Genomic DNA, 25,276 nt, shown 5'->3' on the forward strand with positions numbered 1-25,276 from the left:
CTCAGGCCCCGGAAGCCGCGCGTTCCGCCATGGCCCGCAGTTTCCGGACGGCCTCGGCCGGGTCGTCCGCGCCGTAGACGGCGGTGCCGGCGACGAAGGCGTCGGCACCGGCCTCGGCGGCCTGGGCGATGGTGTCGGCGGCGATGCCGCCGTCGACCTCGATGCGCACCTCCAGGTGGCCGGCGTCGACGTGCCGGCGCGCCGTGCGCACCTTGTCGAGGAGGTGCGGGATGAACCGCTGCCCACCGAAGCCCGCCTTGATCGTCATGATCAGCAGCGTGTCGAAGCTGGGCAGCAGGTCCAGGTACGGCTCGACCGGAGTGTCCCGGTCGATCGCCAGCCCCGCCTTCGCCCCGGCCGACCGCAGGTCCTTGGCCAGCGCCACCGGGTCGTCACAGGCCTCCGCGTGGAAGGTGACGTTGTACGCCCCGGCGTCGGCGTACCCGGGGGCCCACCGGCGCGGATCCTCGATCATCAGGTGCACGTCGAACGGGAGCTTCGTGGCGGCCCGCAGGCTCTGCACGACCGGCAGCCCGATGGTCAGGTTCGGCACGAAGTGGTTGTCCATGACGTCCACGTGCAACCAGTCGGCGGCATCTTCGACGGCACGGACCTCGTCGGCGAGGCGGGCGAAATCGGCGGCCAGGATGCTCGGCGCGACGATGGGCGGCGGTACGGTCACGGGGCCAGTGTACGAACGCGGCCACCAGCCGCCGCCGGCACGGCACCAACCGGGACGCCCTGTGACCCAGCGGTGACCAGTGGTGCAGAATTGGCCGTTCCGGACGGGTGAATCCGGACGAAGGGTCATTCGTGACTGGCTGGATGACGGAAACACGGCAAAACTCCATGAGGGACGGTGACGTGGGCCGCACGACCACCTGGCGCGCCGGCCGGGTCCGCGGTGGCCGGCCGTCAGCTCCCGGAAAGGGCGGATGATGCGACGGTGGCTTCCTCTCCGAGCGGTGGCGCTGGCCGGCGCGGCCGCGCTCCTGCTCGGCGGCTGCGTACGGCCCGGCGGATCCGACGGCGACCTCACCGACGACTGGCCCGCGCTGGCCGAGGCGCGGCTGTTCGTCCCGGCCGCCGGGGTCTGCCTCCCCCGGATCACCGCCGTGGTGCAGGCGAGCACGTACGAGACGGTGGACTGCGCCCGCAACCACCTGGCGGAGGCCGTACACGTGGGCACGTTCACCGGCCCGGTCGCCGACGGCGCCCGCCGGCCCGAACCGGGCTCGCCGGACCTGCGCGCCGCCCGCGCCGAGTGCGACCAGCGGGTCCGCGAGGTGCTCGGCGGTGACTGGCACTCCGCCCGCCTTACCATGAACATCGCCCTGCCGTCCGTTCCCGCGTGGACCGGTGGCGCCCGCTGGTTCCGCTGCGACCTCAGCGAGACCGACAGCATCGACAACACCCGGCCGGTCAACCGGACCGGGAGCCTCCGCGGCGCGATGCTCGGCGACTCCGCGCTGATCCACCGCTGCTTCGACCCCAAGCTGATCGGCGAGAACCTCAACTACATGGCACCGGTGCTGTGCACCGAGCCGCACCGGGCCGAGTTCGTCGGCGTGTACGTGGAACGCGACATGAGCTGGGCGGAGTTCACCCGCAACGAGCAGCAGGCACACCAGCGCTGCATGGCGCTCATCGCCGCCTTCGCCGACGTGCCCAACAACAGCGACCTGCCGTACCGGGCCGGCTCGATCTTCTACCCGCCGTCCCAGCGGGAGTGGGAGGAGGGCGACCGGGGCGTGCGCTGTTTCCTGTGGAGTGACGACCGGAAGCTGACCCGCTCGATGCGCGGCGCGGGCCCGCAGGGGCTGCCGGCGATCTGACGTATGCTCCCGCTCCGTGGCCGGCATCGACGATGCCGCGTCTACCGGGCGACGGGAGGTCGGAGGGTGAAGCGACGCTGGTTCGCGGGAATGGCGCTCGGCGTGGTGGTCGTGGCGCTCACCGGCTGCGTCGCGCCGCCGGCCGGCACCGACGGTGACCTGGTCGACGACTGGGCCACGATCAGCGCCCCGACCGCCTTCGTCCCCGAGGCGGGGACGTGTCACGCGCACGTGGCCCGGGTCGGCTACCTCGGGGCGTACGACCCGGTGCCGTGCGAGCGGCCGCACCGGGTGGAGACGCTGCACGTGGGCACGCTGACCGGTGCCGGCGCGACGGGGACGACGCCGCCGTCGCCCGGCTCCGCCGGGACGCGCACCGCGCACGCCACCTGCGACCGGGAGGCCACGCGGGCGCTGGGCGCGGACTGGCGCAGCGGCCGGGTCGGCCTGTCCGTGGTGTTCCCGTCACCGGCCGCCTGGACGGGTGGGGCCCGCTGGTTCCGCTGCGACGCGGCGGAGATCCGGAGCATGGACGACCCGAGCGTGGTCACCCGCACGGCCCGTCTCGGCGGGGCGCTGGCCGGCTCGTCGCCGCTGCGGCACACCTGCTTCAACCCGGCCGTCAAGGACGACCGGATCATTCGGATGGCCCCCGTGTCGTGCACCCGCCCGCACCACGCCGAGTTCGTCGGCGTCTGGGTCGCGCCGGACACCAGCTACGCGGCGTTTACCAAGAACGACCGCCGCGTCCGCGACGGCTGCCTGGCGCTGATCGCCGCGTACGCGAAGGTGCCGCGCGGCGAGGTCCGCTTCCGCACCGGTTCGATCTGGTACCACCCGCTCGAGGCGGAGTGGCGCGACGGCAACCGCGGCGTGCAGTGCTTCCTGTGGGTGAGCGAGCGCAACCTCACCCGCTCGATGAAGGGCGCCGGCCGTTCAGGCCTGCCGATGGGCTGAGCGCCGGCCGCGTCAGCCGCGGCGCAGCACCGCGAGGAACATCGCGTCGGTGCCGTGCCGGTGCGGCCACAACTGCACCGTCGGCCCACCGCCGAGCCCGGGCATCCCCGCCGGCAGCAGCGGGCGGGCGTCGACGAAGTCGACCGGCACCCCGGCCCGGCGGGCCGACTCGGTGACCGTCACGTGCGTCTCGACGGTGTGCGGCGAACAGGTGACGTACGCGACCACACCGCCGGGGCGCACGGCCCGCAGCGCCGCCCCGAGCAGTTCCCGCTGCAACCGGGTCAGCGCCGGCAGGTCCGACGGCTGCCGGCGCCAACGCGACTCGGGCCGCCGGCGCAGCGACCCCAGGCCGGTGCACGGCGCGTCGACCAGCACCCGGTCGAAGTGCTCCTCCGCGAGCTTCGGGTGGTCGCCGACGGCGCGGCCGTCGGTGTTCAGCACGGTCACCGGCAGATCGCGGGTGGCCTGCGCGACGAGGCGGGCGCGGTGCTCGGACACCTCCACCGCGGTGAGCCGCGCCCCCCGCTGGGCGGCGATGGCGCCGAGCAGGCCGGACTTGCCGCCCGGGCCGGCACACAGGTCGAGCCACCGCCCGTCCGGCCCGTCGAGCGGGGCCACGGCGAGGGCGTCGGCCACCAACTGGGAGCCCTCGTCCTGCACGTGCGCCCGGCCCTCGGTGAGCGCCGGCAGGTCGCCCGGCGCGCCGCCGCCCAGGTAGACCGCGTACGGGGAGAACGCGCCGGGCGCGCCGCCGACCTCGTCGGCCAGCTCGACCGGGTCGGCGAGCCCGGGGCGGGCGCACAGGTGCACCGGCGGGCGTTCGTTGTCCTCGATGAGCAGGCGGGTGGTCTCACCGAGGTCGCCGCCGAGCGCCTCGGCGAACGCCCGCACGATCCACTGCGGATGGCTGTGCGCGAGCGCCAGGTGGCCGACCGGGTCGGTGTCCATCGGCGGGGCGAGCTTCGCCACCCACGCGTCGACGTCCCGACCGGCGACCTCGCGCAACACCGCGTTGGCGAACCCGGTCGCGCCCGGCCCGACGGTCCGGACCAGGTCGACGGTCGACGAGACGGCGGCGTGCGCGGGCACGCGGGTGTGCAGCAGCTGGTACGCCCCGAGCCGCAGCGCGTCGCGGACCGGGGGGTCGATCCGGGCCACGTCCCGCCCGGCGGCGTCGGTGAGGATCGCGTCGAGGGTGCCGAGGTGGCGCAGTGTGCCGTAGGTCAGCTCGGTGGCGAAGGCGGCGTCACGGCCGGCCAGCCCAGCGTCGCGGAGGATCGCCGGGAGCGCCAGGTTGGCGTACGCGTCATCCCGGTTGACCGCCTCGATCGCCTCGTACGCGGCGTACCGGGGCCGGTCGGCGGGTCCCGGACGGCGACCGGGGCGTGCGCCCCCGGTGGTGGCACCGCGCTCCGGGCGGCCGGCGCCCGCCCGCCGGTCGTCGCGGGGCGCACCGGCCCGCCGGGGCGCGGCGCGGTCCGGCCGGCCACCGGTGGCCCGCCCGAACCGGGTGGAGCCGGGCTCGTCGGCCCGACCGAGACGGGCGGCGTCCGGGACGCCCGCGGGGCCGGCGTCGAAACGGCCGCCGCGGGGGTTGTCGGGACGGTCGGAGCGGTCGGCGCGGTCGGTCACGCGAAGACCTCCCCGGCGGCGACCCGGGCGCCACGCGCCCAGTCGCTCGCCGGCATGGCCTTCTTGCCGGCGGCCCGGACCTCGCCGAGGCGCACCGGCGTGGTGGCGGTGCCCGCCAGCACCCGGGACTTCTCCACCAGCAGTTCCCCCGGCTTCAGGTCGGGACCGTCGGCGACCGGCGTCACCGGGCCGAGCTTCACCCGCTCGTCGCGGAAGGTGGTCCACGGGCCGGGGGCGGGGGTGGCGGCGCGGATGCGGCGGTCCACCGCGAACACCGGGTCGGTCCAGCGGACCCGCGCGTCCTCGACGGTGAGCTTCGGCGCCAGGGACACCCCGTCGGCCGGCTGCGGCTCGGCCCGAGCGGTGCCGTCCTCGATCGCGTCGAGCACGGCGACCAGCAGGCCGGCGCCGGAGTGGGCGAGCCGCTCCAGCAGGTCCCCGGAGGTGTCGGTGGCGCGGATCTCGTCGGTGACGGTGCCGAACACCGGCCCGGTGTCCAGCCCCTCCTCCAACTGGAACACGCTGGCGCCGGTCAGCTCGTCGCCGTGCAGCACCGCGTGCTGCACCGGCGCCGCGCCCCGCCACGCGGGCAGCAGCGAGAAGTGCAGGTTGATCCAGCCGTGCCCGGGGATCTCCAGGGCGGCCGGCGGGACCAGCGCCCCGTACGCCACGACGGGCACGCAGTCGGGCGCCAGCTCGCGCAGCCGGTCGAGGAACTCGGGCTCGCGCGGCCGGGCGGGGGTGAGCACCTCGACGCCGTGCTGGTCGGCCCAGGCGCCCACAGGGGAGCGGGACAGCCCACGACCGCGCCCGGCGGGGGCGTCCGGCCGGGTGACCACGGCCACGAGCTCGTGGCGGGAGGCGGCGACCGCCTCCAGAGCGGGGACGGCGACGGCCGGCGTGCCGGCGAAGATCAGGCGCATCGGCCGGTCACCGCCCCAGGCCGAAGGGGCTGCTGGCGGCGTGCGGGCTGAGTTTGACCGTCGGCGGGGCGGCCGGGTCGTACCACTCGGCCTGGCGGATCGCCTTCATGGCCGCCTTACGGCCGGCCGCGTCGAGCCGGTCGACGAAGAGGACACCGTCGAGGTGGTCGGTCTCGTGCTGCACGCACCGGGCCATCAGGCCGGCGCCGACGATCTGCATCGGGTCGCCGTAGCCGTTGAAGCCCTTGGCGATGACGTTCTGCCGACGCTTGGTGTCGAAGTAGAGCCCGGGAATGGAGAGGCAGCCCTCCGGGCCGTCCTGCTCCTCTTCGTCGGGGAATTCGAGCACCGGGTTGACCAGGTGGCCGACCACGTCGTCGACGTCGAAGGTGAACACCCGCAGGCCCACGCCGAGCTGCGGCGCCGCGAGGCCGGCACCGTTCTGCTCGCGCATCGTGTCGGTCAGGTCGGCGACGAGCTTGCGCAGCTCGACGTCGAAGTCGACCACCGGATCGGCCGGCGTGCGCAGCACCGGGTCGCCGAACAGACGGATGGGCTGGACGGTCACGCGGGGTGGCTCCTTCGTGGGCTCGGCGACGGGCGTGCCGTACCAGTCTACGGAGTGGCCGGGCCGGCCCCGGCCGGCGTACCGCGATCGCCGACCGCCGCGGCGACGGTGACCGGGAGGGTGTCGTAGCCACGCAGCGTCAACCGGGTCCGGCGGCGGGGCGTGCCGGCCAGCGCCAGGCCGGGCAGCCGGCGCAGCAGCAGCGGGAAGGCGACCTGCGCCTCCAGCCGGGCCAGCCCGGCGCCGAGGCAGTAGTGCGGGCCGGCCCCGAAGGAGAGCGGATGCGGCTGGGCGCGCCACGGGTCGAACCGGGCCGGCTCCGGGAAGCGCCGGGGGTCGCGGTTGGCGGCACCGAGCAGCAGCAGCGCCCAGCTGCCGGCCGGCAGCTCCGTGCCCCCGACCCGGGCCGGCGCGTCGCTGCGGCGGGTGGTGAGCTGGACCGGGGAGTCGTACCGGAGCAGCTCCTCGACGTGCGCCGGCGCGAGGTCGGGGTGCGCGCGCAGCGCGGTGGCCTCCCGGGGGTGGTCCAGCAGCACGACCAGGCCGTTGCCGAGCAGGTTGGTGGTGGTCTCGAAGCCGGCGACCAGCAGCACCACGAGGTTCGCCAGCAGCTCGTCGCCGGAGAGCCGGTCACCGTCGGCGTCGTGCACCTGCACGAGGGCGGTGGTCAGGTCGTCGGCGGGTGCCCGCCGTCGCGCCGCGACCAGCTCGGCGAAGTAGTCGCTCAGCTCGGTGGCGCCCCGGTCCGCCACCGCCAGGTCCTCCGGGGTGATCTCCGGCTCCAGGATGCCGGTCAGGTCGGCCGCCCAGCGGCGGAACAGCGGCCGGTCCTGCGCGGGTACGCCGAGCAGCGCGCAGATAACCCCCACCGGCAGCGGGTACGCGAAGTCGGCCATGACGTCGACCGGCGTGCCGTCCCGTCCCCGCTCGGCCATCGCGTCGACGAGCTGGTCGGCCTGCGCCGCGACGACGTCCCGCATGGCGGCGACCCGGCGTGGCGTGAAGGCCCCGGCGGCGAGCCGGCGCAGCCGGGTGTGGTCCGGCGGGTTGGTCCGCAGCATCGAGCGGGAGATCGACGCGACGGCCGCGCTCTGCCGCCATCCGGGCCAGAGGTTGTCCCGCAGGTCGTCGTCGAGCACGCCGAACCGGGCGTCGCGCAGGATCGCGTCGGCTTCCGCGTACCCGGTGACCACGAAGAAGGCGGGCGCGGCCTCCACCACCGGCCCGTGCGCGCGCAGCCGCTCGTACGTCGGGTACGGGTCGAGCCGCCCCTGCGGCGACATGAGCAGTGCGACCGCCTCGGATGCGTCCATGGGTCGCCTCCCGCGTCGAGGGGTGCCGGAGGCTCCATCATGCGCGCGCGGCGGCCCGCCGTCAGCCCCGCCGAGGCACGGGCCGCCGGTGCGGGTCGCGCCGACGCCACGGGGCCGGGAGCCCGGCCGAGGCGGGCCGGGCCGACCCGGCGGTCAGGAACCGGCGCCGGGCTCGCCCGCCAGCACGGCGCCGCGCCCCAGCAGGGCGTGCTCCGGCAGCGGCAGCTCGATCTTGTGGGCCGCCTCCCAGTCGTGGATCAGGCTGGGCCGCACCTGGGCGGTGAAGTAGTCGATCGCGCTCATCCCGCCGACCACGGGCTCGTCCACCTCGGCGACCAGCCGCGCGGGCACCATCCGGAACCCGTTCTGGAGCGCGGCGCTGAGCCGGCGGTGCCCGTCGACGACGAAGAAGTACTCGCCGGTGTAGCCGATCCGCAGCGGTTCGAGGGCCTCGTCGCCGGCCGCGGCGACGTCGTCGACGAACTCGGTGTCCCACAGGTCGCGCAGGGCGGCGATGTCCTCGGTCGGGTAGACCCGGGCCGGGTCGAGCAGCAGCAGCGGCGGGGTGTCCCGCAGCACGTCCGGGCAGAGCCGCCCCTCGTACGCGTCGACGATGTGCTCGATCACGTCCTCGGCGGTGGCCCGGGTGGTGTCGCAGATCAGGTCGTAGTTCCGCAGCCGGGCCTTGTCCACCCCGTACCGGACGATGAACCGGCCGCGCTCGCTCTCGCTGCGCTCCTTGAGCCTGGCCTTGGCCTCCTCCAGGGAGGTGTAGCTCTCGGCGGGGCCGGAGGGCCGCAGGAGCACCCGGCGGGCCGCCTCGCCCGGCTCGGTGATCATGTGGACCTTGAGCGCGTCGGTGAAGAAGTGCCAGGCCAGCCGGGAGTCCATGACGAGGCTCTCGCCGGAGGCGGCGATGTCCCGCTGGAGCTGGTCGACGTAGCCGTCGACGGCCTGGTCCAGCTCGGCGTGCAGGTTGAGCTGGAGGGCGGTCATCTGCCGCTCCTGCGCCATCTGCCGGTAGAGGTCGCCGACACTGACCCGGCGCATGCCGAGGCGCTTGGCGATCTCCACGGAGACGGTGCTCTTGCCGCTGCCGAGGTCACCGTTGAAGACGATCGACTGACGAACGGTCACGACTGGTCCACCTCTGATCACCGGCTGATGACGGGCGATGCTATCACCCGTACCCGGGTCACTTCCCACACAGCGTGTCCGCCACACCCGCTTCGGTGACGGACGGTGATGACCGTGGCGCGGCGTGCGACCGGTCAGAACAGGGCGAGGGGGTCGACCTGGAGCCGGACCGGGTCGGCGGCCTTGCGGGCGGCGCGCACCCCGGCCGCGGCGTGCAGCGCCCCGGCGAGGGCGGCGGCGCGGGCCCGGGGCACCCGGACCAGCATCCGTTCCCGGTCGTCGTCGGCGGGGACGGGGCCCAGCACCTCCGCGTCCTCGGGCAGCCGGGCCTCGGCGAGCAGGTCGGCGACGGCGGCCGGTGGGCCGGTGACGCTGGCCATCCGGACCGCCGGGGGGAAGCCCAGGTCGCGGCGCTCGGCCAGTTCCCGGGCGGCGAACCAGGCCGCGTCCCACCGCAGCAGCGCCTGGACCGGGGCGAGCCCGCCGTCGGCGACGACCACCACCCGGCCGCCGGCCGCCGCGGGACGGGCCAGTGCGGCGGCGCCGAGCCACCGCCGTAACGCCTCCTCCCCCGCCCGCAGGTCGGCGCGGGTGAGCAGCGCCCACGAGTCGAGCAGCAGCACGGCGCCGTAGCCGCCGTCGGCCACCGGCTCGGCGCCCGGGGTCGCGATGACGAGGCCGGCACCGCCGGGCACGGTCGCGAGGACCTCCTCCCGCCCGGAGGTCCGTACCGGCACGCCCGGGAACGCCCGGCCCAGTTCCTCGGCGGTCCGCCGGGCGCCGGTGACCGAGGCCCGCAGGCGCCGTCCCCCGCACTCCGGGCAGGCGTACGCGGCGGCGACGCGCCCGCACCAGCGGCAGGCGGGAGCCCCCTCGGCGGACGGGAGGGCCAGGGGGCCGGCGCAGTGTGGGCAGCGGGCCGGAGTGCGGCAGGTGGCGCAGGCCACCGACGGCAGGTAGCCGCGGCGGGGCACCTGGACCAGCACCGGGGCGTCGGCGCGCAGCGCGTCGCGGGCGGTGGTCCAGGCAAGGCTGGGCAGCCGGGCGGTGGCCGCGCCCGGGTCGCGGGCCAGTTGCGGGTCGTCGCCGGTGGGGGCGATGGCCGGGGTACGGGCGCGGACCGTGGCCCGGTCGGCCACGACCTCGCGGGCCCATCCGGTCTCGACGAGCAGTTGGGCCTCGGCGGTGCGGGCGTACCCGCCGACCACGGCGGCGACGTCGGCGAGCTGGGCGCGGGTCAGCAGCACCTCGCGGGCGTGCGGGTAGGGGGCCCGGGGTTCGGCGTGCAGGTCGTCGCCGTCGTCCCAGATGGCGACCAGACCGAGCCGGTGCACCGGGGCGAACATGGCGGCCCGGGTGCCGATCACGACCGGGACGTCGCCACGGCGGGCGGCGAGGAACGCCCGGTACCGCCGGGCCGGACCGAGCGCGGCGGTGAGCTGGACGTGCCGGCCGGGACCGAGGGCGCCGGTCAGGGCCGCGTCGAGCCGGTCGAGGTCGCGCGCGTCGGCGACCACCACCACGGCGCCTCGGCCACCGGCGACGGTCGCGGCGACGGCCTCCGCGTACCGGGCGGGCCAGTCCTCGCCGGGGAGCGCGGACCAGACCGCGCGGGCGGGGCGGCCGTCGGCGAGGGCCCGCAGCAGGGCCGGGCCGGCGGGGTAGTCGCGCCAGCCGTCCGGTACGGGAGGCGCTTCGCCCGCCTCGGGTGGCTGGTGGGGTTCCTTCTCCACCCGGGCGTGGCGGGGCGGGACGGCGAGGCGGAGCACGTCGGCGAGGCTGCCGGCGTACCGGTCGGCCACCGCGCGGGCGAGCCGTGCGATCTCCGGCGCGAGCGCCGGTTCCGGGGAGACGACCTTGTCGAGGTACGCGAGCCGGGGGTGCTCGGACGCGTCGGCCCGCTCCAGCAGCCAGCCGTCGACGAGTTGGCCGGCGAAGCGGACCTTCACCCGGGTGCCGGGGGCGGCGTCGGCGTCGAGGGCCTCGGGCACCAGGTAGTCGAAGGGGCGATCGAGGTGGGCCAGCGGCACGTCGACGCAGACACGAGCGACCGGCGACCCCTCGGCGGGTCGCCGGTCGCTGCGCGTGGTGCCGCTCAGGCTCCCGCTACCGACTTGAGGTCGGCGGCGCGGTCGGTGCTCTCCCACGTGAAGTCGGGCAACTCCCGACCGAAGTGCCCGTACGCGGCGGTCTGCGCGTAGATCGGCCGCATCAGGTCCAGATCCCGGATGATCGCCGCCGGCCGCAGATCGAACACCTCCGTGACCGCCTTCTCGATCCGCTCCACCGGCACCGTCTCCGTGCCGAACGTCTCGATGAACAAACTCACCGGATGCGCCTTACCGATCGCATACGCCACCTGCGCCTCACACCGCTCCGCCAGACCCGCGGCGACCACGTTCTTCGCCACCCACCGCATCGCATACGCCGCCGACCGGTCCACCTTCGACGGATCCTTACCCGAGAACGCCCCACCACCGTGCCGCGCGTACCCGCCGTACGTATCCACGATGATCTTCCGACCGGTCAGCCCGGCATCACCCATCGGACCACCGATCTCGAACCGGCCCGTCGGATTCACCAACAACCGGTACCCCTCGGTATCCAACCCCAGCGACTCCACCTCCGGCGTGATCACATGATCCCGAACATCCGGGGTGAGCAGCGACTCCAACGAGATGTCCGCCGCATGCTGGCTGGACACCACAACAGTGTTCAACCGCACCGGACGCAGACCCTCGTACTCGATCGTCACCTGCGTCTTACCATCCGGCCGCAGATACGGCACCGTGCCGTCCTTACGCACCTGCGCCAACCGCCGCGACAACCGATGCGCCAACGCGATCGGCAACGGCATCAACTCCGGCGTCTCCGAACACGCGAAGCCGAACATCATCCCCTGGTCACCGGCACCCTGCGCGTCCAACGCACTCTCCGACGCACCCGTACGCAACTCGAACGCGTTGTCCACACCCTGCGCGATGTCCGCCGACTGCGCCCCGATCGACACACTCACCCCACACGAGGCACCGTCGAAACCCTTCTTCGACGAGTCATAGCCGATACCCAGGATCGTGCGACGCACGATCGTCGGGATGTCGGCATACGCCTTCGTGGTCACCTCACCCGCGATGTGCACCTGACCAGTCGTGATCAACGTCTCCACCGCGACCCGACTCCGCGGATCCTCCGCCAACAACGCATCGAGGATCCCGTCACTGATCTGGTCGGCGATCTTGTCGGGATGGCCTTCCGTGACCGATTCGGAAGTGAAGAGGCGGCGTGTCACGGCACTCCTAAGTTTGGAAAGGTCGTTCCGCGGCAGTGTAATCACCCGCGTCCGGAGTCGGCCTCTTCGGTCGTGCCCGTTCCAGCCGTCAGGAACGGCCGACGAGCCGGGCGACGACCAGATCCCAGACGCCTTCGGCGAGGTCTTCCTTGGACTGCTCGGGCATCCGGCTGACCGAGCCGTCCGCGCCGATGACCGTCGCCGCGTTGGTCTCGGCGCCGAAGACCTTGTCCGGGCCGACCTCGTTGATGACGATGAGGTCCGCCCGCTTGCGGGCGAGCTTCGCCCGGCCGTTGGCCTCGGCGTCGCCGGTCTCCGCGGCGAACACCACCAGCACCTGCTCCGGGCGACGGCGCTGGCCGAGCTCGGCGGCGATGTCCGGGTTCGTGACGAGCTCGATCGTGGGCGCGCTGCCGTCGTCCGATTTCTTGATTTTGCCAGTCGCGTACGTCGCCGGGCGGAAATCGGCCGGAGCGGCCGCCATGACCACCGCGTCGGCGTCGACGGCGGCCTTGAGCGTCGCCTCGCGCAGCTCGCTCGTCGTGCCGACCCGCACCATGTCGACGCCGGCCGGGTCGGGCAGCGTGACGTTCGCCGACACGAGCGTCACCCGGGCTCCCCGCGCGACGGCGGTGCGGGCGAACGCGTACCCCTGCTTGCCGGAGGAGCGGTTGCCGAGGAAACGGACCGGGTCGAGGGGCTCCCGGGTGCCGCCCGCGGTGACCACCACGTGCCGGCCGGCCAGGTCCGCCGGGGCGGCGACGCCGCGCGCGAGGGCGCGCCGAGCCACGGCGAAGATCTCCGCCGGGTCGGGCAGCCGTCCCTTGCCGGTGTCGGCGCCGGTGAGTCGGCCGACCGCCGGTTCGATGACCCGCACGCCGCGGGCCCGCAGGGTCGCGACGTTGGCGACGGTGGCCGGGTGCTCCCACATCTCGGTGTGCATCGCGGGGGCCAGGACGACCGGACAGCGCGCGGTGAGCAGTGTGTTGGTGAGCAGGTCGTCGGCGAGCCCGTGGGCGGCCTTGGCGAGCAGGTCGGCGGTGGCCGGCGTCACGACCACCAGATCCGCCTGCTGGCCGAGCCGCACGTGGGGAACCTCGTGGACGTCCGACCAGACGTCGTCGGCGACCGGCTGCCCGGAGAGCGCCGCCCAGGTCGGCGCCCCGACGAAGCGGAGCGCCGACGCGGTCGGGACGACGCGGACCTGGTGGCCCGATTCGGTGAAGAGCCGCAGCAGCTCGCACGCCTTGTACGCGGCGATCCCGCCGCCGACCCCGAGGACGATCCGGGGAGACATCGGGCTGGTGCGGGTTACGGCTGGTCGGTGGGCTCGGCGGTGAGCAGGCCCGCGTTGATCTCGCGCATGGCGATGGAGAGCGGCTTCTCCTGCGGGGTGGTCTCGACCAGCGGGCCGACGTACTCCAGCAGGCCCTCGCCGAGCTGGCTGTAGTAGGCGTTGACCTGCCGCGCACGCTTGGCGGCGAAGATGACCAGCGCGTACTTCGACGTGGTCTTCTCGAGAAGCTCGTCGATCGGCGGGTTGGTGATGCCTTCGGGGTTGGTGGCGATGGATCCCACGTGTTGACCTCTGCGTCTGTCACACCGCGCGCGGTGCTGGCGGTCAACCGCGCACGCGCGGTCGCGCCGGAGCCAGGAAGGAAGAACCGAACAATCCTACCAGCTTGTCCACGACCCGCTCGGTGAGGTCGTGCGCCACGGTGTGTTCGAAGTGGCCCGCCGTGACCGGATCGGGCCGGGTGCCGGGCGGATGCAGCAGGATCAGCCGGGCGTCCGGCACCGCCGCCCGGACCAGCAGCGCGCCGGCCAGGTCGAGCGGCAGCAGGACGGGATCACCGCCGGCGAGCCGCGACCGCAGCGGCTCGCCGGGCGTGCCCCGCCGGTGCGGGCCGGTGCGGCTCCACTCCAGCAGGCCGCCGACGGTGACGAGCCGGTCGAACTCGGCGGGGGTGAGGAAGACGCGGTCGACGCCGTCCACCTCGTGGTCACGCCGGGGCCGGGTGGTCGCCGGCACCGGCGTCCACACGGCGGGAGAACGCGCCCGGACCAGCGCGGCGACACCGTCCCGGCCGGAACCCGAAGGCCCGGTCAGGACAGTGAGCCGAGCCACCGGGCGCGTCTCGCCATCCGTGCTCACTGCTTGTTTCTACACGGCTGCCGGCCTCAGTTGGCGGCGAACTCTCCAAGCAGGGCCTTGCGCTGCTGCTCGCCGAGGCCACGCAGGCGCCGGCTGTCGGCGATCTTGAGCTTCTCCATGATCTGGGTCGCCCGGATCTTGCCGATGCCCGGCATCGCCTGCAGGACGGCGGACACCTTCAGCTTGCCGACGACGTCGTCGGACTCGGCCCGCTCGAGAACGGCTCCGAGGGTGGTCTTGCCCTGCTTGAGCTGCTCCTTCAGCTCAGCGCGGGCCTTGCGGATCTCCGCGGCCTTCTCCAGCGCGGCTGCGCGCTGCTCGGGGGTCAGTGACGGGAGCGGCACCAGTTCTCCTCAGGTCCCTATCGCGACGGGCGGGACGCACCGCCGCACTGTGAAACGTGGTGTCGCTGTGAACCAAGGTGTCCTTGGTTCCCAGCGCGGGGAAAACTAGCGGTCAGCGGAGCTTTCGGCAACGTGGACGCGCGATGATCAACAGAAAGTGACCGAGCCGTCAGTCAGTCGCGGCCAGCCAGGACGGCCCGGCAGTCGGCCAGGACGCGGTCCGTGGCGGCCCGCAGGGCGGTCACGTCGGGGCCCGCGTTCAGCACCTCGCGGGAGTACGACGGCAGCACCGCGGGCAGGCTGGAACCGAAGACGACGCGCAGGTCGGACGCGCTCCCACCCTGCGCGCCGAGGCCGGGCGCGAGCAGCGGACCGTTGACCGTGGAGAGGTCGTGGCCGGTCTCGCCGATGGTCGCCCCGACCACCAGGCCGAAGCTGCCCAACGGCTGCGCACCCGCGTTGAGCTGGGAAATCTCGTCGATTACGGTCTGCGCGACGGTCCGCCCGTCGGCGGCGCGGGCCCGCTGGACGGCCGCCCCCTCCGGGTTGGACGTGAGCGCCAGCACGAACACGCCACCCCCGTTGGCGGCGGCCAGCTCGAACATCGGCGCGAGTGAGCCGACGCCGAGGTACGGGCTCGCCGTCACCGCGTCGACATAGAGCGGACTCGATGGATCGAGGTACGCGGACGCGTACGCGGCGACCGTCGAGCCGATGTCACCGCGCTTGACGTCGAGCAGAACGAGCGAGCCACAATTTCGTAACTGTCGGATAGTTGACTCTAGGATTGCCACGCCACGGGCCCCGAACCGCTCGAAGAAGGCGGACTGGGGCTTGACGACCGCGACCCGGTCGCCGAGGGCCTCCACCACCGTCCCGGCGAACCGTTCGAGGCCACGCACGTCGTCGTCGAGCCCCCACCGGGCGAGCAGACCCGGGTGGGGGTCGATGCCCACGCACAGCGGTCCCCGCTCGCTGACGGCCCGGTGCAACCGGGCGCCGAAGGTCTCCATCGCTGCTCTCCCTCTCCGCGCCCGCAGCGCGCATCGTCGTCGTCTCGGGGCGGCAGCACGCCGCCCCCGCCACCACCGCGCCCGCCCGGGCGCGTCGACTGCACCGACGGCCACGTGCCCGCCCGCGTCCGTCGCCGCCCCCGCGGGCGCTTCCCGGCGGGCGGCCCGCGCCGCCCGCGTACTCCCCCACCGGCCGGAACCGGCCGGTCAGCCGGCCTTCACCGCGGCCGCGACCCCGGCGGCGATCCGGACCACGTCGGCGTCGTCGGTGACGTACGGCGGCATGGTGTAGACCAGGTCCCGGAACGGCCGCAGCCAGACGCCCTCGCCGGCCGCCGCGGCGCTGGCCACCGGGAGGTCCACATCGTGGTCGAGCTGCACCACGCCGATCGCGCCGAGCACCCGTACGTCCACCACGCCCGGCGCGCCACGCAGCGGCTCCAGGCCGGCCCGCAGCCCCGCCTCGATCCGCTGCACCTCGCCCGGCCAGTCCCCGGCCCGCAGCAGGCCGAGGGAGGCGTTGGCGACCGCGCAGGCGAGCGGGTTGCCCATGAAGGTGGGACCGTGCGCGAGCACACCGGCCCGGGAGATGCCCCGGGCGATCTCCGGGGTGCAGAGGGCGGCGGCCAGGGTCAGGTACCCCCCGGTGAGCGCCTTGCCCACACAGAGGACGTCAGGGGCCACCCCGGCGTGCTCCGCGGCGAACATCGCACCGGTCCGGCCGAAGCCGGTGGCGATCTCGTCGAAGATCAGCAGCACCCCGTGGGCGCGGGTGACCTCCCGCAGCACCCGCAGGTAGTGCGGGTGGTGGAAGCGCATCCCACCGGCCCCTTGGACGACCGGCTCGACGATGACGGCGGCTAGCTCGTGGGCGTGCCGCTCGACCGCGTCCGCGAGCGCCGCCTCGTACGCCGGGTCGGGCGGCGTGTCGAAGCCGCCCGGTGGCACCGGGGCGAACACCTGCCGGGGCAGCACGTCGCCCCACAGGTGGTGCATGCCACCCTCCGGGTCGCAGACGCTCATCGGGTGGAACGTGTCGCCGTGGTACCCGCCCCGCCAGGTGCCCAGCCGGCGGCGCTCCGGCCGGCCGGTGGCCCGCTGGTACTGGAGGCACATCTTCACGGCCACCTCGACGCTCACCGAGCCGGAGTCGGCGAGGAAGACGTGCTCCAGGCCGTCCGGGGCCAGCTCGACGAGGGTGCGGGCGAGCGTGACCGCCGGCTCGTGGGTCAGCCCGCCGAACATCACGTGGCTCATCCGGCCGAGCTGGTCGGTCACCGCCTCGTCGAGCACCGGGTGCCGGTAGCCGTGGATCGCCGCCCACCAGGACGACATGCCGTCCACCAGCTCCCGCCCGTCGGCCAACCGCAGCCGTACGCCCTGCGCGCTCTCCACGACGTACGGCGGGCTGGCCGGTGGCACCGCCGCGTACGGGTGCCACACGTGCGCCGCGTCGACGGCCTGGATCCGCGCGATCTGCTCGGGAGTCACCTGAGTTCCTTCCTGCCCGGACCGGTCGCGGCGCCGGGGCCCGCCCGCCCCGGGAACGCGCCGGCGGGCCGGGTGACCCCGGCGGGTCCGCTCCGGCGCGGCCGCCTCACCGGGTCGGGACCTTCACGCCGCCGCACGGGCGGCGGCACGGACCAGGGCCGGTCCCCGGTAGATGAAGCCGGTGTACAGCTGGACCAGGGACGCGCCGGCGTCGAACATCCGGGTGGCGTCGTCCGGGTCGAGGATGCCGCCGACACCGACGATCGGCAGCCGGCCGCCGGTCTCCCGGTGCACGAACGCAACGACCTCGCGGGCCCGGGCGGCGAGGGGACGGCCGGACAGGCCGCCGGTCTCGGCGCCGCGCGCCCGGTCGGCCGGGGCCAGGCCGTCGCGGGCGAGGGTGGTGTTGGTGGCGATCACCCCGGCCGCGCCCCGGGCCAGGCAGACCTCCAGCAGCTCGGCGACCGCCGGCTCGGTGAGGTCCGGTGCGATCTTCACCAGGACCGGCTTCTCCCCCACCAGGGCGCCCAGCAGCGCGTCGAGGTGCGCCCGGTCCTGCAACGAGCGCAGGCCCGGCGTGTTCGGGGACGAGACGTTGACCGCGAAGTAGTCACCGTGGTCGCGCAGCGCGCGGTACGACGCCCGGTAGTCCTCGACCGCCTCGTCGAGGGGGGTGACCTTGGACTTGCCGAGCGAGATGCCCAGCGGCACCCCGATCGGGCGGGGCAGCGCCGCCAGCCGGGCCGCGAGGGCCGCGGCGCCGGCGTTGTTGAAGCCCATCCGGTTCACCACGGCCTCGCTGTCGCGCAGGCGGAACAGCCGCGGCCGGGGGTTGCCCGGCTGCGGGTGCGCGGTGACGGTGCCGACCTCGACGAACCCGAAGCCCAGCGCCGGCCACGCCGGCAGCGCCGCGCCGTCCTTGTCCATCCCGGCGGCCAGCCCGACCGGGTTGGGGAACTCCACGCCGAAGACGGTCCGGGGCGCCCGCACGGCGTACCGGGCCCGCAGGACCGCCAGCGCGGCCGGCACCCGGGCGAGGCCGGCGAGCCGCCGCAGCGTCCACTCGTGCGCCGCCTCCGCGTCCCCACCCCCCACCCGGAACAGAACCGGCCGCACCCCCCGCTCGAACATCACCGTCGGCCCCCCACCGTGTTGATCATGAAGTTGGCGGGTGGATCGGAGATCAACCCACCCGTCAACTTCATGATCGACGTGGGTCGGGCGGGGGTCACCGGCGGGCCCGCAGGGACGCGTGGAGGTCCTGGAGCGGGCGGACCTGCATGTCGCCCCGGATACGGGCTTCGATGCCCATCACCGCGGCGGCGGCGCCGGGGACCGTGGTGATGCAGGGGATGTCCGCCGTCACCGCGGCGCTGCGGATCTCGTACCCGTCGGAGCGGGCGCTGGCGCCGGAGCCCTGCGGGGTGTTGACCACGAGCGCGACGTCGCCGCCGAGGATCATCGACACCGCGTCCTCGCCCTCGCCGGACTCGTAGTGCTTGCGGATCTGCTCACAGGCGATGCCGTGCCGGCGCAGCACCTCGGCGGTGCCGGCCGTGGCGACGATCTCGAAGCCCAGGTCGGCGAGGCGCTTGATCGGGAAGATCATGCCGCGCTTGTCCCGGTTGGCGACCGAGACGAAGATCCGGCCGCCGGTCGGCAGGGAGCCGTACGCGGCGGACTGCGACTTGGCGAAGGCGTGCCCGAAGGCGGTGTCGATGCCCATCACCTCGCCGGTGGACTTCATCTCCGGGCCGAGCAGCGAGTCGATCCCCTTGCCGGTGGGCGTGCGGAAGCGCTTGAACGGCAGGACCGCCTCCTTGACCGCGATCGGCGCGTCCGGCGGGAGGGTGCCGCCGTCCCCGTCGGCTGGGAGCAGGCCCTCGGCACGCAGTTCGGCGATGGTGGCGCCGAGCGCGATCCGGGCCGCCGCCTTCGCCAGCGGCACCGCCGTGGCCTTGGAGACGAACGGGACGGTCCGCGAGGCGCGCGGGTTCGCCTCCAGGACCCAGAGCTGGTCGTCCTTGAGGGCGTACTGCACGTTGAGCAGGCCCCGCACGCCGATGCCCCGGGCGATCGCCTCGGTGTAGCGGCGGACCTGGGCGACGTGCGAGCCGGCCAGGGTGATCGGCGGCAGCGCGCAGGACGAGTCGCCGGAGTGGATGCCGGCCTCCTCGATGTGCTCCATCACGCCGCCGAGGTAGACCTCGCCGTCGGCGTCGCAGAGCGCGTCGACGTCGATCTCGATGGCGTCGTCGAGGAAGCGGTCCACCAGCACCGGGTGGTCCGGGGAGATGTCGGTGGCCCGGCCGATGTAGTCGCGCAGCGTGGGGTCGTCGTACACGATCTCCATGCCGCGCCCGCCCAGCACGTACGACGGGCGGACCAGCACCGGGTAACCGATCTCCTCGGCGATCGCCTTGGCCTCGTCGTACGAGGTGGCGGTGCCGTGCGCCGGGGCGCGCAGGCCGGCCCGGGCCAGCAGCGACCCGAACGCGCCCCGCTCCTCGGCGAGGTGGATCGACTCCGGGGAGGTGCCGACCACCGGCACACCGGCGTCCTTGAGCCGCTGCGCCAGGCCCAGCGGGGTCTGCCCGCCGAGCTGCACGATCACCCCGACCACGCCCGGGCCGCCGGCCGCCCTGCCGGAGGAGTCCTCGGCGTGCCACACCTCCAGGACGTCCTCGAAGGTCAGCGGCTCGAAGTAGAGCCGGTCGGCGGTGTCGTAGTCGGTGGAGACGGTCTCCGGGTTGCAGTTGACCATGACGGTCTCGAAGCCGACGTCCCGCAGCGCCATCACCGCGTGCACACAGGAGTAGTCGAACTCGATGCCCTGCCCGATCCGGTTCGGCCCGGAGCCGAGGATCAGCACCTTCGGCCGGTCCGAACCGCGTACCTCGGTCTCCGAGTCGTACGACGAGTAGTGGTACGGGGTGGTCGCCTCGAACTCGGCGGCGCAGGTGTCCACCGTCTTGTAGACCGGGCGGACGTCAAGGCGGTGCCGCAGCGTACGCACGCCGTCCTCGGCGGCCAGCTCGGGGCGCAGCGCGGCGAGCTGGCGGTCGGACAGGCCGGCCCGCTTCGCGCGGCGCAGCAGGTCCGCGTCGAGCACCGGCGCGTCCACGATCTCGGCCCGCAGCTCGACGAGGCCGGCGATCTGGTCCAGGAACCACGGGTCCATGCCGCCGGAGGCGGCGGCCACCTCGGCGATCGACGCGCCCAGGCGCAGCGCCCGCTCGACGGTGTAGAGCCGCCCGTCGTGCGGCATGCGCAGCGCGGCGAGGGTGTTCTCCTTCGTGGCGCCGTCCGGGTCGGGCAGGGTCCAGAAGCCGGCCGCCTTCGTCTCCATCGAGCGCATCGCCTTGTTGAGCGCCTCGGTGAAGTTCCGGCCCAGGCTCATCGCCTCGCCGACGGACTTCATCGTGGTGGTGAGCTCCGGGTCCGCGCCGGGGAACTTCTCGAAGGCGAACCGGGGAATCTTCACCACCACGTAGTCCAGGGTCGGCTCGAACGCCGCCGGGGTCTTGAGGGTGATGTCGTTGGGGATCTCGTCGAGGGTGTAGCCGATGGCGAGCTTCGCGGCGATCTTCGCGATCGGGAAACCGGTCGCCTTCGACGCGAGCGCCGACGAGCGGGACACCCGCGGGTTCATCTCGATCACGACGATCCGGCCGTCGGCCGGGTTGACCGCGAACTGGATGTTGCAGCCGCCGGTGTCCACCCCCACCTCGCGCAGCACGGCGATGCCGAGGTCCCGCAGGCGCTGGTACTCCCGGTCGGTCAGCGTCATGGCCGGGGCCACGGTCACGCTGTCGCCGGTGTGCACGCCCATCGGGTCCACGTTCTCGATCGAGCAGACGACCACCACGTTGTCGTGGCGGTCGCGCATCAGTTCGAGCTCGTACTCCTTCCAGCCGAGCACGCTCTCCTCGATGAGCACCTCGTGCACCGGGCTCGCGGCCAGGCCGGCGCCGGCGATGCGCTCCAGGTCCTCGTCGGTGTGGGCCATGCCGGAGCCGAGGCCGCCCATCGTGAAAGACGGCCGGATCACCACCGGCAGGCCCAGGTCGGCGACGGTGTCGCGCACCTCGTCCATCGAGTGGCAGACCCGGGACCGGGGCACCAGGGCGGCGGGGTCCTCGACGCCGATCCGGACGCCCGCCTTGGCGACGATGTCCTTGAACAGCTGCCGGTCCTCGCCGCGGCGAATGGCGTCGATGTTCGCGCCGATCAGCTCCACGCCGTACTTCTCCAGCACGCCCGCCTCGTGCAGGGCGACCGCCGTGTTGAGCGCGGTCTGGCCGCCCAGGGTCGGCAGCACCGCGTCCGGACGCTCCCGGGCGATGACCAGCTCGACGAACTCGGGGGTGATCGGCTCGACGTACGTGGCGTCGGCGAACTCCGGGTCCGTCATGATCGTCGCCGGGTTCGAGTTGACCAGGCTGACCCGGATCCCCTCGCTGCGCAGCACCCGGCACGCCTGGGTGCCGGAGTAGTCGAACTCGCAGGCCTGACCGATGACGATCGGCCCGGAGCCGATCACCAGGATGTGCTTCAGATCGGTCCGCTTCGGCATTACTTCCCGCCTTCGCTGTGGTTCCGGTCGAGGCCGCCGCCCTCGATCAGTTCGGCGAAACGGTCGAAGAGGTAGTCCGCGTCGTGCGGGCCGGCCGCCGCCTCCGGGTGGTACTGGACGGTGAAGGCGGGCACGTCCCTGGCCCGCAGCCCCTCGACCACGTTGTCGTTGAGGCAGACGTGGCTGACCTCCACACCGCCGAACTCGGTGTCGATCACCTGGTTGGGCACGACCGCCCCCGGCTCGGCGCCGGGGAACCGCACCGCGAAGCCGTGGTTGTGACTGGTCACCTCGACCTTGCCGGTCGCCCGGTCCAGCACCGGCTGGTTGATCCCGCGGTGGCCGTATCCCAGCTTGTACGTGCCGAAGCCGAGCGCCCGCCCGAGGATCTGGCTGCCGAAGCAGATGCCGAACAGCGGCACCTCGCGGGTCAGCACCTCGCGGGCCAGCGCCACCGGCCCGTCCGCCGTGGCCGGGTCACCCGGGCCGGGCGAGAAGAACACCGCGTCGGCGCCGGTGGCGAGCAGGTCGTCGATCGTCGAGTGGGCGGGCAGCACGTGGGTGGTGACCCCGCGGGCGGCGAGCCGCCGCGGCACGTTGCGCTTGATGCCCAGGTCGAGGGCGGCGACGGTGAACCGGTGCTCCCCCACCGCCTCGACCACGTACGGCTTCGGGGTGGTCACCTCGGCGGAGAGGTCCGCGCCGACCATCTGCGGCGACTGGCGCACCCGGGCCAGCAGCGCCCGCGGGTCGGTCTCCACGCTGGACACACCCACCCGCATGGCGCCGCGCTCGCGCAGGTGGCGGGTCAGCGCGCGGGTGTCGACGCCGCTGATGCCGACCACGCCCTCGGCGGCGAGCCGGTCCTCCAGCCCGCCGGTGGCGCGCCAGTTCGAGCCGATCCGGGCGGGGTCGCGGACGACGTACCCGGCGACCCAGATCCGGCCGGACTCGTCGTCCTCGCCGTTGACCCCGGTGTTGCCGATGTGCGGCGCGGTCTGCACCACCACCTGGCGGTGGTAGGACGGGTCGGTCAGCGTCTCCTGGTAACCGGTCATGCCGGTGTTGAAGACCGCCTCGCCGAAGGTCTCCCCGACGCTGCCGTACGCCTCACCGTGGAACGTGCGCCCGTCCTCCAGGACGAGGATCGCCGGTCGTCTACGGGTCACTTCACTGCCTTTCCGTCCAGGACCGTCGGCTCGCCGCGCAGGAAGGTCGCCACGATGCGACCCGGCAGCGTCATGCGGGCGTACGGGGTGTTGCGGCTGCGGCTGGCCAGTTCCGCGGGCTCGATCGTGCGGCGGGCGGCCGGGTCCACCAGGGTCAGGTTGGCCGGTACGCCCGGCCTCGGGTCGTGGCCGTGGTCGGCCAGGCCGGCGATGCGCGCCGGGGCGCGGGACATCCGCTCGGCGACGAGGTCCCACTGCGGGCCGAGCACGTCCAGCGCGATCGACAGCGCCGTCTCCAGGCCGAGCATGCCCGGCCGGGCGTACGCCCACTCGCACTCCTTGTCCTCCACCGCGTGCGGGGCGTGGTCGGTGGCGATGACGTCGATCACGCCCTCGGCCAGCGCGGCGCGCAGCGCGGCGATGTCGGTGGTGGTGCGCAGCGGCGGGTTGACCTTGTAGACCGGGTCGTAGGTGGCCGCCTTCTCGTCGGTGAGCAGCAGGTGGTGCGGGGTCACCTCGGCGGTGACCCGGACCCCCCGGGCCTTGGCCTGGCGCAGCACCTCGACGCTGCCGGCGGTGGAGACGTGGCAGATGTGCAGCCGGCTGCCGACGTGCTCGGCGAGCAGCACGTCCCGGGCGATGATCGCCTCCTCGGCGACCGCCGGCCAGCCGGTCAGGCCGAGGCGGGTGGACACCTCCCCCTCGTGCATCTGGGCGCCCTTGGTCAGGCGGGGCTCCTCGGCGTGCTGGGCGATGATCCCGTCGAACGCCTTCACGTACTCCAGCGCCCGGCGCATCAGCCGGGGGTCGGCGACGCAGTGCCCGTCGTCGGAGAAGATCCGCACCCGGGCGGCGGAGTCGGCCATCGCGCCCAGTTCGGCGAGGTGCTCGCCGGCCAGGCCGACGGTGACCGCGCCGATCGGCTGCACGTCGACCAGCCCGGCCTCCCGGCCCAGCCGCCACACCTGCTCGACCACGCCGGCGGTGTCGGCGACCGGGGAGGTGTTCGCCATCGCGCACACCGCCGTGTAGCCGCCGAGCGCCGCCGCCCGGGAGCCCGACTCGACGGTCTCGGCGTCCTCGCGGCCCGGCTCGCGCAGGTGGGTGTGCAGGTCGACCAGGCCGGGCAGGGCGACCAGGCCGGTGCCGTCGACCACGGTGGCGTCGGACGCCGCGAGGCCCGTGCCGGTCTCGGCCACGACGCCGTCGCGGATCAGCAGGTCGGTCGGTGCGCCGCCGACGACGCTCACGTTGGTGATCAGGTACGCGCTCACCGGTTGTTCCCTCCGAGCAGCAGGTAGAGGACGGCCATCCGGACGGAGACGCCGTTGGCGACCTGTTCGACGATGGTGGAGCGGGGCGAGTCGGCGACCTCGGGGGTGATCTCCATGCCCCGGTTCATCGGGCCGGGGTGCATGACGATCGCGTGATCGGGCAGCCGGCGCATGCGCGGGCCGTCGAGGCCGTAGCGGCGGGCGTACTCGCGGGCGGACGGGAAGTAGGAGTCGTTCATGCGCTCGCGCTGCACCCGCAGCATCATCACCACGTCCGACTGGGGCAGCACCGCGTCCAGGTCGTACGAGACGTCGGTGCCGGGCGCGAGCGCCTGCGCGATGTCCACCGGGATGAGCGTCGGCGGGCCGACCAGGGTGACCTTCGCGCCGAGCGTGGACAGCAGCAGGACGTTGGAGCGGGCCACCCGGCTGTGCAGCACGTCCCCGACCACCGCGACCGAGAGACCGGCGAGCCGGCCCAGCCGGGAGCGCATCGTGTACGCGTCGAGCAGCGCCTGGGTCGGGTGTTCGTGGGTGCCGTCGCCGGCGTTGACCACCGAGCCGTCCACCCAGTCGGCGAGCCGGTGCGGGGCGCCCGAGGCGGGGTGCCGGACCACCACGGCGTCGGCGCCCATCGCCTGGAGGGTGAGCGCGGTGTCCTTGAGGCTCTCGCCCTTGGCGACGCTGGAGCCCTTGGCCGAGAAGTTGATCACGTCGGCGCTGAGCCGCTTCGCGGCGGCCTCGAAGGAGATCCGGGTGCGGGTGGAGTCCTCGTAGAAGAGGTTCACCACCGTCCGGCCCCGCAGCGCCGGCAGCTTCTTGACCTCGCGGCCGGCCACGGTCGCCATCTCGGCGGCGGTGTCCAGGATCCGGGTGGCGGTGGCGGCGTCCAGGTCGGCGCCGGAGAGCAGGTGACGGATCATGCGGTGGCTCCCCCGTACAGCTTGACCTCGTCCGCGCCGTCGGTCTCCGCGAGGGTGACCTTCACGCTCTCGGCCAGGGAGGTCGGGATGTTCTTACCGACGTAGTCGGCGCGGATCGGCAGCTCGCGGTGGCCGCGGTCGACCAGGACGGCGAGCTGGACCGACGCCGGGCGGCCGACGTCGTTCAACGCGTCGAGCGCCGCGCGCACGGTGCGGCCGGAGAAGAGGACGTCGTCGACGAGCACGACCCGCTTGCCGTCGATGCCGCCGGCCGGCAGCTCGGTCGGCCCGATCGCGCGGGTGGCGTGCCGACGCAGGTCGTCGCGGTAGAGGGTGATGTCGAGCACGCCGACCGGGACGTCGACGCCCTCGAAGGCGCTGATCCGGGCGGCGAGCCGCCGGGCGAGGGGTGCGCCCCGGGTGGGAATGCCGAGCAGGACGGTCTGCTGGGCGCCCTGGGTCTTCTCCAGGATCTGGTGGGCGATGCGGTCGACCACGCGCTGCACGTCGGCGCTGGTGAGGATCACCTTCACCGAGGGTTGCGGCGCGGTCGACGACCGGGCAGCCGGTGGGTAGGCCACGGCGGACCTCCTTCCCCGCCTCACGGGACGGGTCGTTAAAGGACGTCGGATGACCGGCGCGGACCGCGGGCGGACCGGCCGGGGGCTCCGAGC

General features: G+C 74.0%; 22 protein-coding genes. 2 read left to right on the top strand and 20 right to left on the bottom strand.

Going from position 1 to position 25,276, the window contains the following annotated elements; all coding sequences use genetic code 11:
• Position 1 precedes the first annotated feature (1 nt).
• Positions 2–682 (bottom strand): ribulose-phosphate 3-epimerase, encoded by a 681-nt coding sequence (rpe, locus tag GKC29_RS22590; RefSeq protein ID WP_155332722.1) that lies wholly within the window; start codon positions 680–682, stop codon positions 2–4.
• Positions 683–938: 256 nt separating this feature from the next.
• Between rpe and GKC29_RS22595 the strand changes: the two genes are divergently transcribed.
• Both GKC29_RS22595 and GKC29_RS22600 read left to right on the top strand, forming a co-directional pair.
• Positions 939–1,835 (top strand): septum formation family protein, encoded by an 897-nt coding sequence (locus tag GKC29_RS22595; RefSeq protein WP_155334293.1) that lies wholly within the window; start codon positions 939–941, stop codon positions 1,833–1,835.
• 90 nt (positions 1,836–1,925) lie between these two features.
• Complete coding sequence (locus GKC29_RS22600; RefSeq protein ID WP_155334294.1) at positions 1,926–2,792, top strand: septum formation family protein; 867 nt, start codon at positions 1,926–1,928, stop codon at positions 2,790–2,792.
• Between the two features lie 12 nt (positions 2,793–2,804).
• Here the strand turns inward: GKC29_RS22600 and GKC29_RS22605 are convergent, their stop codons facing one another.
• The 19 genes from GKC29_RS22605 to pyrR all read right to left on the bottom strand — a co-directional run bounded on the left by GKC29_RS22605 (position 2,805) and on the right by pyrR (position 25,183).
• A complete protein-coding gene (locus tag GKC29_RS22605; RefSeq protein WP_370463274.1) occupies positions 2,805–4,427 on the bottom strand; it encodes a transcription antitermination factor NusB in 1,623 nt (540 codons plus the stop codon).
• Positions 4,424–5,350, bottom strand: coding sequence for a methionyl-tRNA formyltransferase (gene fmt / locus GKC29_RS22610; protein WP_155332723.1), 927 nt, complete (start codon positions 5,348–5,350; stop codon positions 4,424–4,426). The genes GKC29_RS22605 and fmt overlap by 4 nt, the downstream gene beginning before the upstream one ends.
• A 7-nt stretch (positions 5,351–5,357) precedes the next feature.
• Entirely contained in the window at positions 5,358–5,918 is a 561-nt protein-coding gene (gene def / locus GKC29_RS22615) for a peptide deformylase (protein ID WP_155332724.1), read from the bottom strand.
• A gap of 47 nt (positions 5,919–5,965) precedes the next feature.
• Entirely contained in the window at positions 5,966–7,231 is a 1,266-nt protein-coding gene (locus GKC29_RS22620; RefSeq protein WP_155332725.1) for a cytochrome P450, read from the bottom strand.
• A 153-nt stretch (positions 7,232–7,384) separates the two neighbouring features.
• On the bottom strand, positions 7,385–8,368 hold the full coding sequence (locus tag GKC29_RS22625) for an AAA family ATPase (protein WP_155332726.1): 984 nt from the start codon (positions 8,366–8,368) through the stop codon (positions 7,385–7,387).
• Positions 8,369–8,502: 134 nt separating this feature from the next.
• Entirely contained in the window at positions 8,503–10,467 is a 1,965-nt protein-coding gene (locus GKC29_RS22630; RefSeq protein WP_155334296.1) for a primosomal protein N', read from the bottom strand.
• On the bottom strand, positions 10,464–11,657 hold the full coding sequence (metK, locus tag GKC29_RS22635) for a methionine adenosyltransferase (protein WP_155332727.1): 1,194 nt from the start codon (positions 11,655–11,657) through the stop codon (positions 10,464–10,466). The genes GKC29_RS22630 and metK overlap by 4 nt, the downstream gene beginning before the upstream one ends.
• Positions 11,658–11,745: 88 nt before the next feature.
• Complete coding sequence (coaBC, locus tag GKC29_RS22640; protein WP_155332728.1) at positions 11,746–12,954, bottom strand: bifunctional phosphopantothenoylcysteine decarboxylase/phosphopantothenate--cysteine ligase CoaBC; 1,209 nt, start codon at positions 12,952–12,954, stop codon at positions 11,746–11,748.
• A gap of 14 nt (positions 12,955–12,968) precedes the next feature.
• Positions 12,969–13,235 (bottom strand): DNA-directed RNA polymerase subunit omega, encoded by a 267-nt coding sequence (gene rpoZ / locus GKC29_RS22645; protein ID WP_013285517.1) that lies wholly within the window; start codon positions 13,233–13,235, stop codon positions 12,969–12,971.
• 43 nt (positions 13,236–13,278) lie between these two features.
• Complete coding sequence (locus GKC29_RS22650) at positions 13,279–13,812, bottom strand: guanylate kinase (RefSeq protein ID WP_155332729.1); 534 nt, start codon at positions 13,810–13,812, stop codon at positions 13,279–13,281.
• 26 nt (positions 13,813–13,838) lie between these two features.
• Complete coding sequence (gene mihF, locus GKC29_RS22655; RefSeq protein WP_007458370.1) at positions 13,839–14,156, bottom strand: integration host factor, actinobacterial type; 318 nt, start codon at positions 14,154–14,156, stop codon at positions 13,839–13,841.
• Between the two features lie 173 nt (positions 14,157–14,329).
• Positions 14,330–15,169, bottom strand: a complete 840-nt coding sequence (gene pyrF / locus GKC29_RS22660) for an orotidine-5'-phosphate decarboxylase (protein ID WP_155332730.1) — start codon at positions 15,167–15,169, stop codon at positions 14,330–14,332.
• Positions 15,170–15,376: 207 nt separating this feature from the next.
• The gene (locus GKC29_RS22665) at positions 15,377–16,660 is read right to left on the bottom strand and encodes an adenosylmethionine--8-amino-7-oxononanoate transaminase (protein WP_155332731.1); all 1,284 of its coding nucleotides are present in this window, start codon (positions 16,658–16,660) and stop codon (positions 15,377–15,379) included.
• 123 nt (positions 16,661–16,783) lie between these two features.
• The gene (locus GKC29_RS22670; RefSeq protein ID WP_155332732.1) at positions 16,784–17,794 is read right to left on the bottom strand and encodes a quinone-dependent dihydroorotate dehydrogenase; all 1,011 of its coding nucleotides are present in this window, start codon (positions 17,792–17,794) and stop codon (positions 16,784–16,786) included.
• A 94-nt stretch (positions 17,795–17,888) separates the two neighbouring features.
• On the bottom strand, positions 17,889–21,236 hold the full coding sequence (gene carB / locus GKC29_RS22675) for a carbamoyl-phosphate synthase large subunit (protein ID WP_155332733.1): 3,348 nt from the start codon (positions 21,234–21,236) through the stop codon (positions 17,889–17,891).
• On the bottom strand, positions 21,236–22,405 hold the full coding sequence (carA, locus tag GKC29_RS22680) for a glutamine-hydrolyzing carbamoyl-phosphate synthase small subunit (protein WP_155332734.1): 1,170 nt from the start codon (positions 22,403–22,405) through the stop codon (positions 21,236–21,238). The genes carB and carA overlap by 1 nt, the downstream gene beginning before the upstream one ends.
• Positions 22,402–23,679, bottom strand: a complete 1,278-nt coding sequence (locus GKC29_RS22685; protein WP_155332735.1) for a dihydroorotase — start codon at positions 23,677–23,679, stop codon at positions 22,402–22,404. Before GKC29_RS22685 ends, carA begins: the two co-directional genes overlap by 4 nt.
• Positions 23,676–24,602: an aspartate carbamoyltransferase catalytic subunit gene (locus tag GKC29_RS22690; RefSeq protein WP_155332736.1), complete on the bottom strand. Its 927-nt coding sequence runs from the start codon at positions 24,600–24,602 to the stop codon at positions 23,676–23,678. Before GKC29_RS22690 ends, GKC29_RS22685 begins: the two co-directional genes overlap by 4 nt.
• Entirely contained in the window at positions 24,599–25,183 is a 585-nt protein-coding gene (gene pyrR, locus GKC29_RS22695) for a bifunctional pyr operon transcriptional regulator/uracil phosphoribosyltransferase PyrR (RefSeq protein ID WP_155332737.1), read from the bottom strand. The genes GKC29_RS22690 and pyrR overlap by 4 nt, the downstream gene beginning before the upstream one ends.
• Between the last annotated feature and the right edge of the window lie 93 nt (positions 25,184–25,276).

This window comes from Micromonospora sp. WMMC415, from assembly GCF_009707425.1.
GTDB lineage: Bacteria > Actinomycetota > Actinomycetes > Mycobacteriales > Micromonosporaceae > Micromonospora.